The sequence below is a fragment of the Thermosinus carboxydivorans Nor1 genome, assembly GCF_000169155.1.
Taxonomy (GTDB): Bacteria; Bacillota; Negativicutes; order Sporomusales; family Thermosinaceae; genus Thermosinus; species Thermosinus carboxydivorans.
Genome location: NZ_AAWL01000009.1, coordinates 39,946 through 55,000 on the forward strand (window position 1 = coordinate 39,946; position 15,055 = coordinate 55,000).

Consider the following 15,055-nt stretch of genomic DNA (forward strand, 5'->3'; position numbering starts at 1 on the left):
AGCGGCAGGTCACGGTGGTATGTTTTAATTAGGCATTAGCACTCTAATCGAACGAGTGCTAACAACAGGAGGTGTAAGGGGTGGACGAGAGAAAGCGGAAAATTCTTCAGGCCATTATTGATGATTATATTTCTACCGCGGAGCCAGTGGGGTCGCGCACAATTGCTCGCAAATACAACTTGGGGGTTAGTCCGGCTACTATTCGCAATGAAATGGCCGATTTAGAATTATTAGGTTATCTCGAACAACCCCACACTTCTGCCGGCCGCATACCTTCGGCCAAAGGCTATCGCTTTTATGTTGATTGTTTGCTGGCGCCGCAACCTCTTTCTGAAAAAGAAATTGCCCTGATTGAACGCTGGTATCAAACCAAGGTGCGACGGCTGGAAGAGGTCTTTCAGGAAACGGCAAAAATTCTGTCGCGCATCACCCGCAACATTTCCCTGGTACTTGCGCCGCAGCTTTCACAATGTGCTTTCAAATATATGCAGTTTTTACCACTGGATGAACGGCGCGCCATCCTTGTTGTTGTTTCCGATACCGGTTTTGTAGAAAATAAAATTATTGAAATCCCTGAGGGTATCGGTTTTCAAGAGCTGCAGAAAATTGCCGGCGCCATCAACGAGCGCCTGGCCGGTCTGGCTTTTGACCGGATAAAATCTTCCCTTTTGCGGGAAATTAAGCACGATATTATACCCAACCGCGCTCTTTTTGAAACAGCGTTAGAATTTATTAAGGATGCGCTGGCGGTAGAAAGAAAAGACCGGGTGTATACGGGCGGAACGACCCAGGTTTTGGACCAGCCGGAATTCCGCGATGTGGATAAGGTCAGAGGTTTGCTGGCCATGCTGGAAGAAGAGCAGCTCCTGGTCGATATCCTGCATATGCGGGAAAGCGACGGGGTGGTTGTCACTATCGGCGGGGAAAACAAATATACCGGCATTCATGACTGCAGCATGGTGCAAGCTACCTATCGCGTCGACGGGCAGGTAGTTGGCACAGTGGCTGTTTTGGGTCCTACCCGCATGGAATATGGCCGAATAATGTCGGTGCTGGAATTCATGCACCGGCATTTGGGGCAAATCTTGAAAAAATACGGAATTTAGGGCGGCATAAATGCCGCCCGTACCTATGGGAGGAATGGGCTAGATGAATCTTAAGCAAGCTGGCAGCGGCGCAGAAGTAGATGAACGTCTCGCGGCGCTGCTTACCAATGCCAACGCAGTACGCGCCATTACGGCGGCCGTTGAGGGAACCATCGGCCCGAAAGGGCTCGATACCATGCTCGTGGACCGTTTTGGCGAAGTCATTATTACCAATGATGGAGTAACCATTTTAGATAAAATGGATGTAAACCATCCTGCCGCCAAGATGCTGATTAATATTGCTAAAGCTCAGCAGGCCGAGGTGGGGGATGGGACAACGACGGCTACCATCATGGCCGGCGGGCTTGTTGCCGAAGGTGTCAACCAGGTATTGCGGGGTGTGCCGGTGGCCCGGGTCATTGAAGGGGTTCGTTATGGCGTCGCCCGAGCGATTGAGGAAATAAAGCGGCGAGGTCGCAAGGTAACCGATTTAAACGATCCTGTTTTACGGAATATCGCGATGATTGCCGGCCGGGAGCATGCGGATATTGCCGACCTGGTGGTAGCTGCGGCACGCCTTATTGGGGCGGAAAAATTATGCGAACCCAACTTTAAACTTTCGGATATTATCACGGCCGAAGAAGGCGCCGAAAATGAAGTATTCATGGGTGTCATTGTTGATAAAGAGCGCATGAACAAAGAAATGCCGGAAGAGCTTACGGATGTGAAGGTGCTGGTCATTGACGATGCGCTCGAGCCCGAGGAAATCGGCGATGAAGCTCTTAGCACCGAGTCAGGGTTTAAACGGTACATAGAGCTTCAAGATGAGTTCAAGCGCAATGTGCGTAAAATCGTTGAACTCGGGGTCAGGCTCGTCCTTGTTGACCGGGGCGTCCATGATGACGCCGACGAAATTCTGACCGATGCCGGCGTGATGGTAATCCAGCGCGTCCCAGCCAAAGATTTGCGGCGAGCGGCTGAGCACACCGGGGCGCGGATGATGAAACGCACCGGTCTGAAGAAAGACCTGGCTGATATTGAGAAATATCTTGGTTATGCTGAACGCGTCTACGAAGACGAGAAGCTTGAACATGTCCGTATTCTTGGCGGCCAAGGCAAGCCGATGGCCACCATTTTAGTAGGGGCGGCCACGGAAGAAGTAGTTGGTGAGCGCGAGCGCATCGCGAAAGATGCCGCGTCCAGTGTTCAGGCGGCAATCAAGGGCGGCTACGTTCCCGGCGGCGGCGCCTGCGAAATCGCCATTGCTCGGGCGGTGGAAAAAGCGCGGGAGGAAATTAAAGGCATGGCTGCATATGGTGTGGACTGTGTAACCAACGCCTTGAAGCGGCCATTGGCCCAAATCGTCGAAAATGCCGGGTTTAATCCGCTGGAAAAAGTCGAGGAGGTTATAGCAGCCCAGGCGGCAAAGGGCAGTGACTCGCTTGGCATTGATTGCGACACAGGCGAGGTAGCCGACATGCTAGAGCGGGGCGTCGTCGACCCAGTGCCTGTTAAGCTGCACGCTATTAAAGCGGCGGGCGAAGTGGCAGTGGCAATTTTGCGTATTGATACTATTATAAAAAAGAAAGAGGAAGGCGCTGCTGCCGGAAAAACCGCGGCCAGTAGCGATGCGGCCGGCATGCCGGACTTTTAAGCACGAGGTGAAATATAGTGAGTATGGGCGAAAAGCTCGAGGAGACGATCAACCAGGCGGGGGCCGAACCCCAGGCGCAAATGGCGGCGGGGGCAGACGCAATAGAAGAGAAAGACCAGGAAGAGATAAAAGACCAAGAGGTCTGCTTCCCACAAGAAGACGTGGAGCGGCTTCTGGCCTCTATCGCCGAGAAAAACCGCCTGCACGAAGAAATGATGGAGCGGCTCAAGCGGCTGCAAGCCGACTTTGATAACTTCCGCCGCCGCACCCGTCAGGAAAAAGACGATTTATCCAAAGTGGTAACCGAAGGCATCGTACTGCAACTCTTGCCTGTTCTGGATAACTTTGAGCGGGCGCTCAGCGCGGCGACGGAAGATGCGGCAGCCCTCCGTGCCGGAGTGGAAATGATTTACCGCCAGTTTACCCAAGCCTTGGAAAAAATGGGAGTACAGCCGATTGAAGCAGCGGGCGCCGTTTTTGATCCTCAGTACCATGAGGCGGTCATACGGGTCGAAGACCCTGATCGGCCGGATAATACGGTGGTCGAGGTGCTGCAAAAAGGCTATATGGTTCATGGTAAAGTCATTCGTCCTAGCATGGTCAAAGTAGTTAGCAATTCCTAATAAATTAAGGAGGAATAGAAATGGCAAAAGTAATCGGTATAGATTTAGGGACTACTAACTCCGTCGTAGCGGTTATGGAAGGCGGCGAGCCGGTTGTTATTCCTAATGCCGAAGGCAGCCGTTTGACTCCTTCTGTCGTCGGTTTTTCTAAAACAGGCGAGCGGCTGGTCGGTCAACTGGCCAAGCGTCAGGCTGTTTCCAATCCGGAGCGCACCGTTATTTCCATAAAGCGGCATATGGGTACGAACCACAAAGTGCGTATTGATGAAAAAGAATATACGCCTCAAGAAATTTCAGCCATGATTTTGCAAAAGCTCAAGCAAGACGCTGAGGCTTACCTCGGGGAAAAGGTAACCAAAGCGGTCATCACCGTACCGGCCTATTTTACTGATGCCCAGCGCCAAGCTACCAAGGATGCCGGCACTATCGCCGGACTGGAAGTGCTGCGCATTATCAACGAGCCTACGGCGGCCGCCTTGGCGTATGGTCTTGACAAAGGTGAAGACCATACCATCCTGGTCTTCGACTTGGGCGGCGGTACTTTCGACGTGTCTATTCTGGAACTGGGTGACGGCGTTTTTGAAGTTAAGGCGACCAGCGGCAATAACCGTCTGGGCGGCGACGACTTTGACGAGCGTATTATGCAGTGGCTGATTGCTGAATTTAAGAAAGAGCATGGCATTGATCTTTCGGCAGACCGCATGGCCATGCAGCGCCTCAAAGAAGCGGCGGAAAAAGCCAAGATTGAGTTGTCCGGCGTATTAACCACCAATATCAATTTGCCGTTTATCACCGCCGATGCCAGTGGGCCGAAACACCTGGACGTCACTCTTACCAGAGCCAAGTTTGAAGAGCTGACGGCGGACCTGGTTGAAGCCACAATGGGTCCTACCCGCCAGGCTCTGAGCGACGCGGGATTGACGCCCAAAGATATCGACAAGGTTATTTTGGTCGGCGGTTCGACCCGGATTCCGGCCGTTCAGGAAGCGATTAAGAAGTTCCTGGGCAAAGAACCCTACCGCGGCGTGAATCCCGATGAGTGTGTGGCCATCGGCGCAGCCATTCAGGCCGGCGTCCTGGTCGGTGAAGTCAAGGATGTACTCCTTCTTGACGTAACGCCTCTATCCTTGGGCATTGAGACGCTAGGCGGCGTATTCACGAAGATTATTGAACGCAATACGACCATTCCTACTTCCAAGAGCCAGATTTTTTCCACGGCTGCCGATAATCAGTCCTCTGTTGAGATTCATGTCCTGCAGGGCGAACGGGAAATGGCAGCTTATAACAAGACGCTCGGCCGGTTTGAGCTCTCGGGAATTCCGCCGGCGCCGCGCGGTGTTCCTCGCATTGAAGTTACCTTTGACATTGATGCCAACGGTATTGTCCATGTGTCGGCCAAAGACCTTGGTACCGGCAAGGAGCAAAAGATTACCATCACTTCTTCCAGTGGCCTGAGCAAGGAAGAAATCGAGCGGATGGTCAAAGAAGCAGAAGCCCATGCCAGCGAAGACAAAAAGCGCCGCGAGGAGGCCGAAATACGCAATAACGCCGACTCGCTCGTGTACCAGGCCGAAAAGACCATCAAGGAGATGGGGGACAAGGCCGATAAAGCGCTGGTGGAAAAGGTGCAAAAAGGCATCGATAAATTAAAAGAATCTCTGAAGGGCAATGATATTGCGAAGATCAAGGCCGATACCGAAGAACTTACCAAACCGCTGTATGAACTTACGGCCGCCGTGTATAACCAAGCGGGCGGTCAGGGCACGCCGGGCTCTCAAGGATTTGGTCCGGGCGCGGCTGGCGCGTCAGCACCAAATGACGATAAGGTAGTAGACGCTGAGTACAAGGTAGTAGACGAAGAGAACAAGAAGTAGAGAGTCAAAGTTTGGGATGGTGAATTGTGAGCAAAAGAGATTATTATGAAGTGTTAGGCGTGCCCAGGACGGCGACCGAGGAAGAGATCAAGAAGGCCTTTCGCAAGCTGGCACGGAAATACCATCCTGATGTCAACCGTGATAACCCTAAAGAGGCAGAGGAGAAATTCAAAGAAATAAACGAAGCCTATGAAGTTTTGTCCGACCCCGAGCGGCGGGCGCAGTATGACCAGTTCGGCCATGCGGCCTTTGACCCCGGCCAAGGCGCCGGGGCAGGCGGCTTTGGCGGTTTTGGCGGATTTGGCGCCGGCGGGTTTAGCGATATTTTCGATATGTTTTTCGGTCAGACCGGTTTCGGCGCCCGTCATGCCGGCCCGGAAAAAGGCGCCGATTTGCGTTACGACTTGGAGATTGCTTTCGAAGAAGCCGCTTTTGGCGTGGAGAAAGAAATTCAGGTGCCGCGTACCGAAGAATGTCCCGCTTGCCATGGCTCAGGCGCCGCCCCGGGAACCCATCCCGAGACATGCCCGCAGTGCCGCGGAACGGGACAGCAGCAGATCGTTCAAAACACGCCGTTTGGGCGCATGGTTAACGTGAAGACCTGTACCCGCTGTCGCGGCGAGGGCAAGATAGTGCGCACGCCCTGCAAAGAGTGTCAGGGACGTGGCAGAGTCCGCAACAAGCGTACTATAAAGATAAAAATCCCTGCCGGTGTTGACAGTGGGTCCCGCCTCCGTGTTGCTTATGAAGGCGAGGCCGGTATACGCGGCGGGCCGCCTGGCGATTTGTATGTTTATATTTTTGTAAAACCGCACAAACTGTTTACACGTGAAGGCAGCGATGTCATTTGCGAAGTGCCAATAAGTTTTGTGCAGGCTGCCTTAGGCGACGAAATCGAAGTGCCCACCCTGGACGGGAAAGTCAGTCTTAAGATTCCCGAAGGTACCCAGTCCGGTACGACTTTCCGTCTCAAGGACAAAGGCATTCCGCACCTTAGAGGCCATGGCCGCGGCGATCAGCATGTGCGGATCAAAGTGGTTACTCCCAAGAACCTGACCGAACGTCAGCGCGAGCTTTTGAAGGAGTTTGCCCGTGTGAGCGGTGAAAATATTAATCCGGAGCAAAAGAGTTTTTTTAAAAAGGTCAAAGATTTTTTGGGATCGTAACTGAAAAAAGGGGCGATTATGCTTGAAGTGGGCTGAAATTAGTATTCAGACGACCCATGAGGCCACCGAAGCGGTGGCCAATATTTTTCACGAGTTAGGTGCCAGCGGGGTTGTCATCGAGGACCCGGAGGTTATCAATGCCTACCGGCGGTCCGGTGCGTGGGATTATTGCGCTCTACCGGAGGCGGAAAACCCGGAAATCGTTACTGTCAAAGCCTATTTGCCAATGGATGATGAGCTGGATGACAAACTTCGCCTCTTTGAGGCGCGGGTCAATGAACTCGCCCAGTATCAATTAAACAAAGGGCGCGGGCATATTTACTGGCAGGAAGTGCAGGAAGAAGATTGGGCCAGTTCGTGGAAAAACTATTTTCACCCGGTTAAAGTGGGAGAAAAAATTGTCATCAAACCATCGTGGGAAGAATATAACCAAGCCGAAGGCGAAATCATCGTTGAACTTGATCCCGGGATGGCGTTTGGGACAGGTACGCACCATACTACCGCTATGTGCATTCGTATCCTGGAAGATGTCATTAAACCCGGCGATGTTGTTTTTGACGTGGGAACCGGGTCGGGCATCCTGGCCGTTGTCGCCGCCAAACTGGGGGCTGGCGCCGTCTATGCCGTCGATTTGGATCCGGTTGCGGTAAACGTGGCGGTTGAAAATGCTTCTGTAAACGGCGTCTCACATGTCGTGAAGGTTGCGCAGGGCGATTTGCTGACAGGTTTTACCGGAACGGCTGACGTGGTTGTCGCTAATATCATCGCCGATGTGATTATTCGATTGGTTAAAGACGTTCCCCAGAAATTAAAGGAAGGCGGCGTGTTTATCGCCAGCGGCATCATTGCCGAGCGGCTGGGCGATGTAACGGCAGCCATACTGGCGCAGGGCTTAGTTATTGACCGCGTTGTCGAGGAAGGCGGTTGGGCGGCCATTGCCGTTCGCCGGGGAGGCGATTAGGGTGCGGCGGTTTTTCTTTCCTGGTCCGCTCGCCTCCGAGATGATAATTACCGGTGATGACGGGCATCACATTGCGCGGGTACTGCGGCTGAAGCCAGGTGATTATATTATCGTGGCAGGCCAGGATGGACAGGCTTGTAAGGCGGAGATTATTAGTGTGGACGGCAGCAGCGTGAAGGTAGCTTGCCGGCAAGCCCTTACCGAGAGCAATGAGCCGCCTGTTGAGGTCTGGCTGGCCCAGGGACTGCCGAAAGGCGATAAGATGGATTTTATTATTCAGAAAGCAGTGGAGCTTGGCGTAACCCGGATCTTGCCTATTGAGACTGCCTATACGGTGGTGCGGTACGATGCCGGGAAAAAAGCGGCCAGGCGGGAGCGGTGGCAAAAAATTGCTTATGAAGCTGCCAAGCAATGCGGCCGGGCGGCTGTGCCGGAAGTGGCTTCTGTCCAGACCTTTTCCTCGCTGCTAAAAATGACTTTGCCGGAAACAGTTATTATGCTGTATGAGGGACAACCGGCGTGCGGTCTTAAACAAGCGCTGAGGATGACACCGAGTGAGTCCTATCTTCTGCTAATCGGCCCTGAAGGCGGGTTTAGTCCCGACGAGGTTTTACTTTGCCGGCAGCGCGGTGCCCAAATCGTCACGATGGGGCCGCGCATTTTGCGTACCGAAACGGCAGCGCTTGCTGCCCTAACCGCGGTGCTGTATGAGCGGGGCGATTTAGGCGGAACCTAAGGTAGGAGGGGTGATTATGCCGCGGGCGGCTTTTACGACGCTAGGCTGTAAAGTAAATCAGTTTGAAACCGAGGTTATCGAAGGATTATTCAAGCAGCGCGGGTATACAATTGTTTCCTTTGACGAACCGGCCGACGTTTATGTTATTAATACTTGTTCGGTTACGCACTTAGGCGAAAAAAAGTCGCGCCAGCTGATCAGGCGGGCAGCCAGAGTTAATCCTGAGGCTGTTATCGTCGCCACCGGCTGCTATGCTCAGGTCTCGCCGGATAAAGTAGCGGCTATTCCCGGGGTAGACGTGATTGTTGGTACACAGGACCGTGGCCGGATCGTTGATTTGGTGGAAGAGGCACGCAGAACCCGCGGCCAAGTTAATGCCGTAACTGATATTATGGAAGCGGAACAATTTGAGGACATTCCTATTTTTGACGCCCCCGGCCGAACGCGTGCTTTTTTGAAAATTCAAGAAGGGTGTACCAATTTTTGTACATACTGTATTATCCCCTATGCCCGCGGGCCGCTACGTTCCCGTTCCCTTGACAGCGTTAAACGGGAAGCGGAAAAATTGATCGCCACCGGCTTTAAAGAAATTGTTTTGACAGGCATTCATCTTGGCGCTTATGGCCGCGATATGGGCGATGGCCTGGAACTGGCCGATGCCGTAGAGACGGTGCTTAGTGTTGCGGGGTTGGTGCGTCTGCGTCTAAGTTCGCTCGAATCAGTCGAAGTTTCCGATCGGCTTGTCGCGCTGATGCGCCGTGATGCTAAGTTGTGTCCGCATCTGCATCTGCCGCTGCAAGCAGGTGATGACCATGTACTAAGCCAAATGAACCGGCACTATACGACCGAAGAATATAGCCGCTTGGTAGGCGACATTCGCCGCCGGGTGCCGGACCTTGCCGTTACCACCGATGTTATCGTCGGTTTTCCCGGGGAAACGCCGACAATGTTTGCTAACTCGCTGGCCTTTGTCGAGCGTATGGCTTTTGCCAAAGTTCACATTTTTCCCTATTCGCGGCGTAGCGGCACGCCGGCTGCCACTTATCCCAACCAGGTACCGGAAGAAGAAAAAAAGCGGCGCGTCCGGGAAATGCAGCGGGTGGCCGAAAAGGGGGCGGCTGCCTTTCTCGCCGCCTTTGTCGGCCGTGAGATGGAGGTGCTGTTCGAGACGGCTAATGACGGTGTTCTTGATGGGCTTACGGGAAACTACATACGGGTGTATACCCGCGGCGGCGTGGACTTGGTGGGTACGCTGGGCGTCGTTCGTTTAGAGAAACCGTACAAAGACGGATTATGGGGTACACTGCTGGCGTAAAATTTTATTAGCGCTGACAGTTTTGGCAGGATAATGCAGGAATAAGCAGAATATTTTTGAATACGGGTGTAAAATCTACTGTTGATTGCGACTCATTTTTCAGCGAGAGGAGGTGCATTATGCAGCAGGACTGTATTTTTTGCAAAATTGCCCAAAAAGAGGTGCCGGTGCAGCCTGTTTACGAGGACGAGCAAATCATCGCTTTTCCCGATATTAATCCGGCTGCGCCGGTTCATGTGCTGGTTATTCCCAAGAAGCATATTGCCAACCTCCTGGAAATCACGCCCGATGACAGGGCGCTTGCCGGGCATATCATGGCTGTCATTCCGCAAGTTGCCGCTAGGCTCGGTCTGGCGGAAGACGGTTTTCGCGTTGTCATTAATACTAAAGACAACGGAGGGCAAACAGTCCACCACCTCCACTGCCATATCCTGGGAGGTAGGTTCATGACATGGCCTCCAGGCTAACATTGACAATGTTTGTCAGTTTGAGTATAATAGTTAGGTGTATGTTTGAGCAAACATACTTCCCCGTAGGTTGGTGTGGAGGGAGGGAGATAGATGTCAGAAATCAGAGTTGGCAAAAACGAAACATTGGACAGCGCACTCCGCAGATTTAAGCGCTCTTGCCAAAAAGCAGGCGTGTTATCCGAAGTCAGAAAACGCGAGCATTACGAAAAACCGAGTGTGAAACGCAAGAAAAAGTCCGAGGCGGCCAGGAAACGTAAGCATAAAAGTTAACCTTCTTTCCGGAGGTATTTATGTCGATCAAGGATAGGCTTACAGAGGACATGAAGCAGGCCATGAAAGACAAAGAGGCCGGTAAATTGCGGCTCTCTGTCATTCGCATGGTACGCGCCAGCATCAAAAATGCGGAAATCGACCAAAAAAAGGAACTCAATGACGAAGAAGTCCTGGAAGTCATCGCCAGAGAAGTTAAGATGCGACGGGATTCTATCGCAGAGTTCCAAAAAGGCAATCGCCCCGACTTGGTCGAAACCCTGGAACAAGAGATTGCCATTCTGATGCAATACCTTCCCCCACAGTTAAGTGAAGCGGAGATTCGGGACTTGGTGATGGAAGCCATTGCCCAAACGCAGGCGGCTAGCGCCAAGGATATGGGCAAGGTAATGGCGGTACTGATGCCGAAAGTAAAAGGTCGTGCTGATGGTAAGACAGTAAACGCTATCGTGCGGGAACTGTTGAATCAATAAAAACCAATCCGGTACTTCAGATGGAGTACCGGATTTTATATTGTGTAAAAAATAAACAGACAGGCAAACCTGTCTGTTTATTTTTGGTGAAGCGCCTATAGCAATGGACGTTGTTGCTGCAATCGATTTACCAGCTTTTTCTGTGTAGAACAAGTAGTTGATGGTGCGTATGCTGCTGTTTAAAACCAATAACGATTATGGTGTATAAACAGGCTTCACTGTCACAAACAATATCATACAAGTTTCGACAAGTCAAGAACTTGATAGTATTAGATAAGTATTCGAAACTATCTTTATTTTGCGAAGAAGAGAAGATAGGAATGTATGCTCTCTTTAGCGAATAGAGTAAGGGGAGACAGGGTGAGGGCAGGTGTAAGGTATGCGGTATAAGCCGTTAGCAGTTGTTTTTTTGCTTATACTTGTATTTTCCTTTGTCGAGCCAACCGTTTTGGCAGCCGACGACCGCCAGCCCGTACTCCTCATACCCATCAAAGGGGAAATTAACGGCAGTCAGGCGGCATTGGTGCGGCGGGTGCTGACCGAGGCTTCAGCCCAAAAGGCGCAAGCCGTCCTGATTGAGATTGATACCTTTGGCGGTCTGGTCGACCCGGCGGTTGCGATTAGAGATATTATTATTGATTATCCTTTACCTACTATTTGCTACGTAAAAAACCGAGCTTGGTCAGCAGGAGCCTTGATTGCCTTAGCCCATAAACATATTGTCATTGCTCCTGGCGGCAGCCTGGGGGCGGCCGAGCCTATACCCGCAACGGAAAAAACCATTGCCGCATTAAAGGCTGAATTTGCCGCGACCGCCAATAAACGGGGCCGTGATCCCCGCATCGCCGAAGCAATGGTGGATAAGACCCTTGGCCTGCCCGGCTATGCGCAGCCCGGTCAGATTTTAGCGTTAACCGATTACCAAGCCCAGCAGGTCGGCTATGCCGATTTGGTGGCGCCTGATCGTGAGACTGTACTCAGGCGCTATGGCTTGGAAAACGCTCCCTTAATAGAGCATGCGCCGGGGTGGGCGGAACGGGCGGCGGGATGGTTATCTGATCCAATGGTCAAATCACTGCTGTTGTCGATAATTTTTCTGGCAGTATTGACCGAAATAAAGACTGCCGGCATGGGCGTGGCCGCCCTGCTCGGACTGGTCGCCGCGTTGCACTTCTTTGGCAGTCAGTGGTTGACGGGTTTTGCGGGCTGGCTGGAGATTTTGCTGTTTGTCGGCGGCCTGGTTTTGCTGGCAATTGAAATTTACGTCCCCGGGTTTGGTTTTTTCGGGATTATCGGTACCGTTTCCATTTTGGTCAGTTTTTTTCTTACATTGGGTGGTGGCCTTTTCGCGCTCAATGTTTTAGCCGGTAGTCTTATCTTAGCTGTTATCATCTTTTTGGTAATTGTAAAACATCTTCCTACCAGTAAGCTGTGGACCAAGTTGGTGCTTAAGGAGAGTGAAACGACGCAAGCCGGTTTCGTTAGTGCCCGTGATTATAGCCAGTTTATTGGCAAAACGGGCACAGTTATTTCTTTTTTACGCCCGGCAGGTGTGATAGAAATTGAAGGAACGCAGCTTGACGTCCTGTCCGAAGGACGGTATGTACCGCCAGGAACCAGGGTTATGGTAGTAAGTGTTAACGGCAGTCGTATTGTTGTGCGACCAATAAATGATAAGGAGGAACGGTAAATGGTTCAGTTAATCGGCCCTATTTTAGTTTTGTTTCTATTCATTGTCGGTATCGCCGTATTTCTCCATTTTGTCCCGCTTGGACTGTGGATATCGGCTATGGCCGCCGGTGTTCACGTCGGCATTATGACCTTAATTGGCATGCGCCTGCGGCGCGTGCCGCCGGCCCAAATCGTCCTGCCGCTTATTAAGGCCAACAAAGCAGGTTTGGACGTAAACGTCAACCAGTTGGAGGCCCATTATCTTGCCGGCGGTAATGTCGACCGGGTGGTCGATGCCCTCATTGCGGCTCACCGCGCGCAAATTCCGCTTACCTTTGAACGCGCTGCCGCCATTGATCTTGCAGGGCGTAATGTTCTGGAAGCGGTGCAAATGAGCGTGAATCCGAAAGTGATTGAAACGCCCGTTGTTTCCGCCGTGGCGAAAAATGGCATTGAACTCAAGGTAAAAGCACGGGTTACCGTGCGGGCAAATATTGACCGTTTAGTTGGCGGCGCCGGCGAAGCAACCATTCTGGCCAGGGTTGGCGAAGGAATTGTCACGACCGTCGGTTCGGCCGACGACCATAAGGAAGTGTTGGAAAATCCGGACCATATTTCGCGCACTGTTCTTGCCAAAGGACTTGATGCCGGTACGGCCTTTGAAATATTGTCGATTGATATTGCCGACGTCGATGTAGGACGCAACATTGGTGCTGAGTTATTAACCGACCAGGCCGAAGCGGAAAAACGCATTGCTCAGGCTAAGGCGGAAGAGCGACGGGCTATGGCGGTTGCCAAAGAGCAGGAGATGAAAGCTTTTACCCAGGAAATGCAGGCCAAAGTGGTGGAAGCCCAGGCCGAGGTGCCGCGTGCTTTAGCTATTGCGCTGCGCGAAGGACGGATGGGAGTAATGGATTATTATAATATGAATAATATTATGGCCGACACCGAAATGCGTGAAACCATTGCCAAAGCCGGCCCGGTGATGGCGCAAGCGCCGGCGAAGGCTGATGAATCGCCGAAAAAGTAGGTGAGATGGTTTGGATTTCGGATTATTAATCATTTTGATGCTGGTGCTATATGTCTTGCCGGAACTCTTAAAGCGCCGGCGGCCCCCAAAATATGAATATCCGCATATACCGCAGCCCGCGCCGCCCGAGCCGGAACCAACCGGCCAAGCTGGGGCCGGGATGCCGCCGGCGATGCCTATTAAACCGCCGCTGCCACCGGAAGTACATGTTCCGGCGCCGACGAAAGCCCCTGAAACCTCCCCATGGGAGGGCAAGCTGAACAACGCCCTGCTGGTCAATGGGGTAATTTTTGCCGAAATCCTGCTGCCGCCGCGCGCAAAAAGGCCGCTAGTTTTGCGCGGACGGCGATAAAAATAACCCCTGGAGTGGTTTGGCCAATCTCCAGGGGTTTTATTACTTGTGCACTGTTGCCTTTATAAAGTAGTAGTCATTGTTATCGACGGCGGCAAGGACGGAAAAATCGGCCTGTTGTAACATTTGCGCCACTATATCGCTAGGCGGCAGGCGGTCGTCTTGTACGGTTGTATTGCCGGCGTGAATAGCATTAACCGCCTGGCGCGATAAATCATGCATGATTACCAGTATGCCGCCGGTTTTTAACATAGATTTCATTTTCGCCAGAAAAGCGGTTTTGTCTTTAACATGCGGGAAAAAGTTAAAGCAAATAATTTTGTCGAAAGCTTGGGGTGGCTGATAGTCAAGTATATCGCCGGTGACATAGGTAATGCCGCTGAGATGGCGATGTTTGGCGGCGGCGCGGGTGATCATATTCGCAGCAAAATCTATAGCGGTAATGTTTCCGGTTTCACCTAAAACTTTTTTGAGAAAGGGAAGCAAAATACCGGTACCGCAACCCACATCAAGGACGGTGTCGCCTGTATTGATGCCAATCATAGCGACCAAAGCTGCAATTTTGTTATCATCGGCACAGCGGAGGTCATCCCACTGCTGTGCGAGTTGGTTGAAGAAGGCTTGTTCGCTGTTCATAAGATTGTTTCACCTTACAGTTTATACCGGTATACGACACTTACCAGTCGACCCGGCATGGGATAGTTGTTTTGTTCGGCGTAATGCTTGTCAAAGAGATTGTTTATCGACAAAGTAAGTGAACTATCTTCCGTGAGGTCGCGGGTTACAGCCAGGTCGTGGACAACATAGCCGCCAAGTCTAATGATGGCGGGTGTTCCGTAGGGGTAGTTGGCTGATTGCTCACCAGTATAGTCAACGGTGTAGCGAATGTGCCATGGTTTGGCGTCGTACTGGTAGCCCAGCGTTGCCTTGTGCCGCGGACGATAGTCCAGTTCGTGGCGTAAACCTAGATTGTCGCTTGGGTCTACGCCCTCTTTTTTTGTATGTTGGTTGGTGTAATTTAAAAATACGCGTGCGGCCTGATTTAGCTGGTAGCTGTTTTCCCACTCAACGCCCCAGAGCTTGGCCTTGGGAATATTATAGCAAGAATACGGATATTGGTGAGTAAAATTTATGTAGTCATTTATATTTTGATAGTAAGCGGTGAGTTTGGTCGTAAGCTGGGGAGACACCTTGCGCTCTACGCCCAGTTCATATTCCCAGCCTTTTTCGGGATTGAGCATCAGGCCATCGCCAATAACCTTTGGATCTGTGCTGGTGTAATTTTTCGACCACCAGTAAAATTCCGCCATCGACGGCGAACGCCACAAACGGTTGACTGAGATGAAGGTGGTGGTTTGCTGGTCGTTACGGAAGG

At 51.9% G+C, this 15,055-nt stretch carries 16 protein-coding genes (1 of these 16 cut by a window edge); 14 read left to right on the forward strand and 2 right to left on the reverse strand.

Going from position 1 to position 15,055, the window contains the following annotated elements; genetic code table 11:
- Positions 1 to 80: 80 nt before the first annotated feature.
- From hrcA to TCARDRAFT_RS07850, 14 genes are all read left to right on the forward strand, one after another.
- The gene (gene hrcA / locus TCARDRAFT_RS07785) at positions 81 to 1,106 is read left to right on the forward strand and encodes a heat-inducible transcriptional repressor HrcA (protein ID WP_007289466.1); all 1,026 of its coding nucleotides are present in this window, start codon (positions 81 to 83) and stop codon (positions 1,104 to 1,106) included.
- Between the two features lie 43 nt (positions 1,107 to 1,149).
- Positions 1,150 to 2,739 carry a TCP-1/cpn60 chaperonin family protein gene (locus tag TCARDRAFT_RS07790; protein WP_007289467.1) on the forward strand — a complete coding sequence of 530 codons (1,590 nt, stop codon included), beginning with the start codon at positions 1,150 to 1,152 and terminating at the stop codon, positions 2,737 to 2,739.
- 23 nt (positions 2,740 to 2,762) lie between these two features.
- On the forward strand, positions 2,763 to 3,362 hold the full coding sequence (grpE, locus tag TCARDRAFT_RS07795; protein ID WP_007289468.1) for a nucleotide exchange factor GrpE: 600 nt from the start codon (positions 2,763 to 2,765) through the stop codon (positions 3,360 to 3,362).
- Positions 3,363 to 3,382: 20 nt separating this feature from the next.
- A complete protein-coding gene (dnaK, locus tag TCARDRAFT_RS07800) occupies positions 3,383 to 5,236 on the forward strand; it encodes a molecular chaperone DnaK (RefSeq protein WP_007289469.1) in 1,854 nt (617 codons plus the stop codon).
- 26 nt (positions 5,237 to 5,262) lie between these two features.
- Positions 5,263 to 6,402 (forward strand): molecular chaperone DnaJ, encoded by a 1,140-nt coding sequence (dnaJ, locus tag TCARDRAFT_RS07805; protein WP_007289470.1) that lies wholly within the window; start codon positions 5,263 to 5,265, stop codon positions 6,400 to 6,402.
- 22 nt (positions 6,403 to 6,424) lie between these two features.
- Positions 6,425 to 7,363, forward strand: a complete 939-nt coding sequence (prmA, locus tag TCARDRAFT_RS07810) for a 50S ribosomal protein L11 methyltransferase (protein WP_007289471.1) — start codon at positions 6,425 to 6,427, stop codon at positions 7,361 to 7,363.
- 1 nt (position 7,364) lies between these two features.
- Positions 7,365 to 8,099: a 16S rRNA (uracil(1498)-N(3))-methyltransferase gene (locus TCARDRAFT_RS07815; protein WP_007289472.1), complete on the forward strand. Its 735-nt coding sequence runs from the start codon at positions 7,365 to 7,367 to the stop codon at positions 8,097 to 8,099.
- A 16-nt stretch (positions 8,100 to 8,115) separates the two neighbouring features.
- The gene (gene mtaB / locus TCARDRAFT_RS07820; protein ID WP_007289473.1) at positions 8,116 to 9,414 is read left to right on the forward strand and encodes a tRNA (N(6)-L-threonylcarbamoyladenosine(37)-C(2))-methylthiotransferase MtaB; all 1,299 of its coding nucleotides are present in this window, start codon (positions 8,116 to 8,118) and stop codon (positions 9,412 to 9,414) included.
- 119 nt (positions 9,415 to 9,533) lie between these two features.
- Positions 9,534 to 9,881, forward strand: a complete 348-nt coding sequence (locus TCARDRAFT_RS07825; protein ID WP_007289474.1) for a histidine triad nucleotide-binding protein — start codon at positions 9,534 to 9,536, stop codon at positions 9,879 to 9,881.
- Positions 9,882 to 9,974: 93 nt separating this feature from the next.
- Entirely contained in the window at positions 9,975 to 10,154 is a 180-nt protein-coding gene (rpsU, locus tag TCARDRAFT_RS07830) for a 30S ribosomal protein S21 (protein ID WP_007289475.1), read from the forward strand.
- 20 nt (positions 10,155 to 10,174) lie between these two features.
- Complete coding sequence (locus tag TCARDRAFT_RS07835; protein ID WP_007289476.1) at positions 10,175 to 10,627, forward strand: GatB/YqeY domain-containing protein; 453 nt, start codon at positions 10,175 to 10,177, stop codon at positions 10,625 to 10,627.
- A 379-nt stretch (positions 10,628 to 11,006) separates the two neighbouring features.
- Positions 11,007 to 12,317, forward strand: a complete 1,311-nt coding sequence (locus tag TCARDRAFT_RS07840) for an NfeD family protein (protein ID WP_007289477.1) — start codon at positions 11,007 to 11,009, stop codon at positions 12,315 to 12,317.
- A complete protein-coding gene (gene floA / locus TCARDRAFT_RS07845; protein WP_007289478.1) occupies positions 12,318 to 13,328 on the forward strand; it encodes a flotillin-like protein FloA in 1,011 nt (336 codons plus the stop codon).
- Between the two features lie 10 nt (positions 13,329 to 13,338).
- Positions 13,339 to 13,680: a hypothetical protein gene (locus tag TCARDRAFT_RS07850; protein ID WP_007289516.1), complete on the forward strand. Its 342-nt coding sequence runs from the start codon at positions 13,339 to 13,341 to the stop codon at positions 13,678 to 13,680.
- Positions 13,681 to 13,722: 42 nt separating this feature from the next.
- On the opposite strand, the gene TCARDRAFT_RS07855 is transcribed toward TCARDRAFT_RS07850, so the two are convergent.
- Both TCARDRAFT_RS07855 and TCARDRAFT_RS07860 read right to left on the reverse strand, forming a co-directional pair.
- Complete coding sequence (locus TCARDRAFT_RS07855; RefSeq protein ID WP_007289479.1) at positions 13,723 to 14,316, reverse strand: class I SAM-dependent methyltransferase; 594 nt, start codon at positions 14,314 to 14,316, stop codon at positions 13,723 to 13,725.
- Between the two features lie 14 nt (positions 14,317 to 14,330).
- On the reverse strand, positions 14,331 to 15,055 hold the 3' portion of the coding sequence (locus TCARDRAFT_RS07860; RefSeq protein WP_007289480.1) for a TonB-dependent receptor plug domain-containing protein. 1,285 nt of this gene lie beyond the right edge of the window; 725 of the gene's 2,010 nt are visible here — the last part of the coding sequence; its start codon lies beyond the right edge, outside the window; the stop codon is at positions 14,331 to 14,333.

What these genes read in the sequence shown, in the direction of transcription:
- TCARDRAFT_RS07790 (WP_007289467.1), top strand. Translation starts at nt 1,150, where the DNA reads ATGAATCTTAAGCAAGCTGGCAGCGGCGCAGAAGTAGATGAACGTCTC.
- rpsU (WP_007289475.1), top strand. Translation starts at nt 9,975, where the DNA reads ATGTCAGAAATCAGAGTTGGCAAAAACGAAACATTGGACAGCGCACTC.
- TCARDRAFT_RS07825 (WP_007289474.1), top strand. Translation starts at nt 9,534, where the DNA reads ATGCAGCAGGACTGTATTTTTTGCAAAATTGCCCAAAAAGAGGTGCCG.
- mtaB (WP_007289473.1), top strand. Translation starts at nt 8,116, where the DNA reads ATGCCGCGGGCGGCTTTTACGACGCTAGGCTGTAAAGTAAATCAGTTT.
- TCARDRAFT_RS07835 (WP_007289476.1), top strand. Translation starts at nt 10,175, where the DNA reads ATGTCGATCAAGGATAGGCTTACAGAGGACATGAAGCAGGCCATGAAA.
- floA (WP_007289478.1), top strand. Translation starts at nt 12,318, where the DNA reads ATGGTTCAGTTAATCGGCCCTATTTTAGTTTTGTTTCTATTCATTGTC.
- TCARDRAFT_RS07855 (WP_007289479.1), bottom strand. Translation starts at nt 14,316, where the DNA reads ATGAACAGCGAACAAGCCTTCTTCAACCAACTCGCACAGCAGTGGGAT.
- TCARDRAFT_RS07840 (WP_007289477.1), top strand. Translation starts at nt 11,007, where the DNA reads ATGCGGTATAAGCCGTTAGCAGTTGTTTTTTTGCTTATACTTGTATTT.
- dnaK (WP_007289469.1), top strand. Translation starts at nt 3,383, where the DNA reads ATGGCAAAAGTAATCGGTATAGATTTAGGGACTACTAACTCCGTCGTA.
- grpE (WP_007289468.1), top strand. Translation starts at nt 2,763, where the DNA reads ATGGGCGAAAAGCTCGAGGAGACGATCAACCAGGCGGGGGCCGAACCC.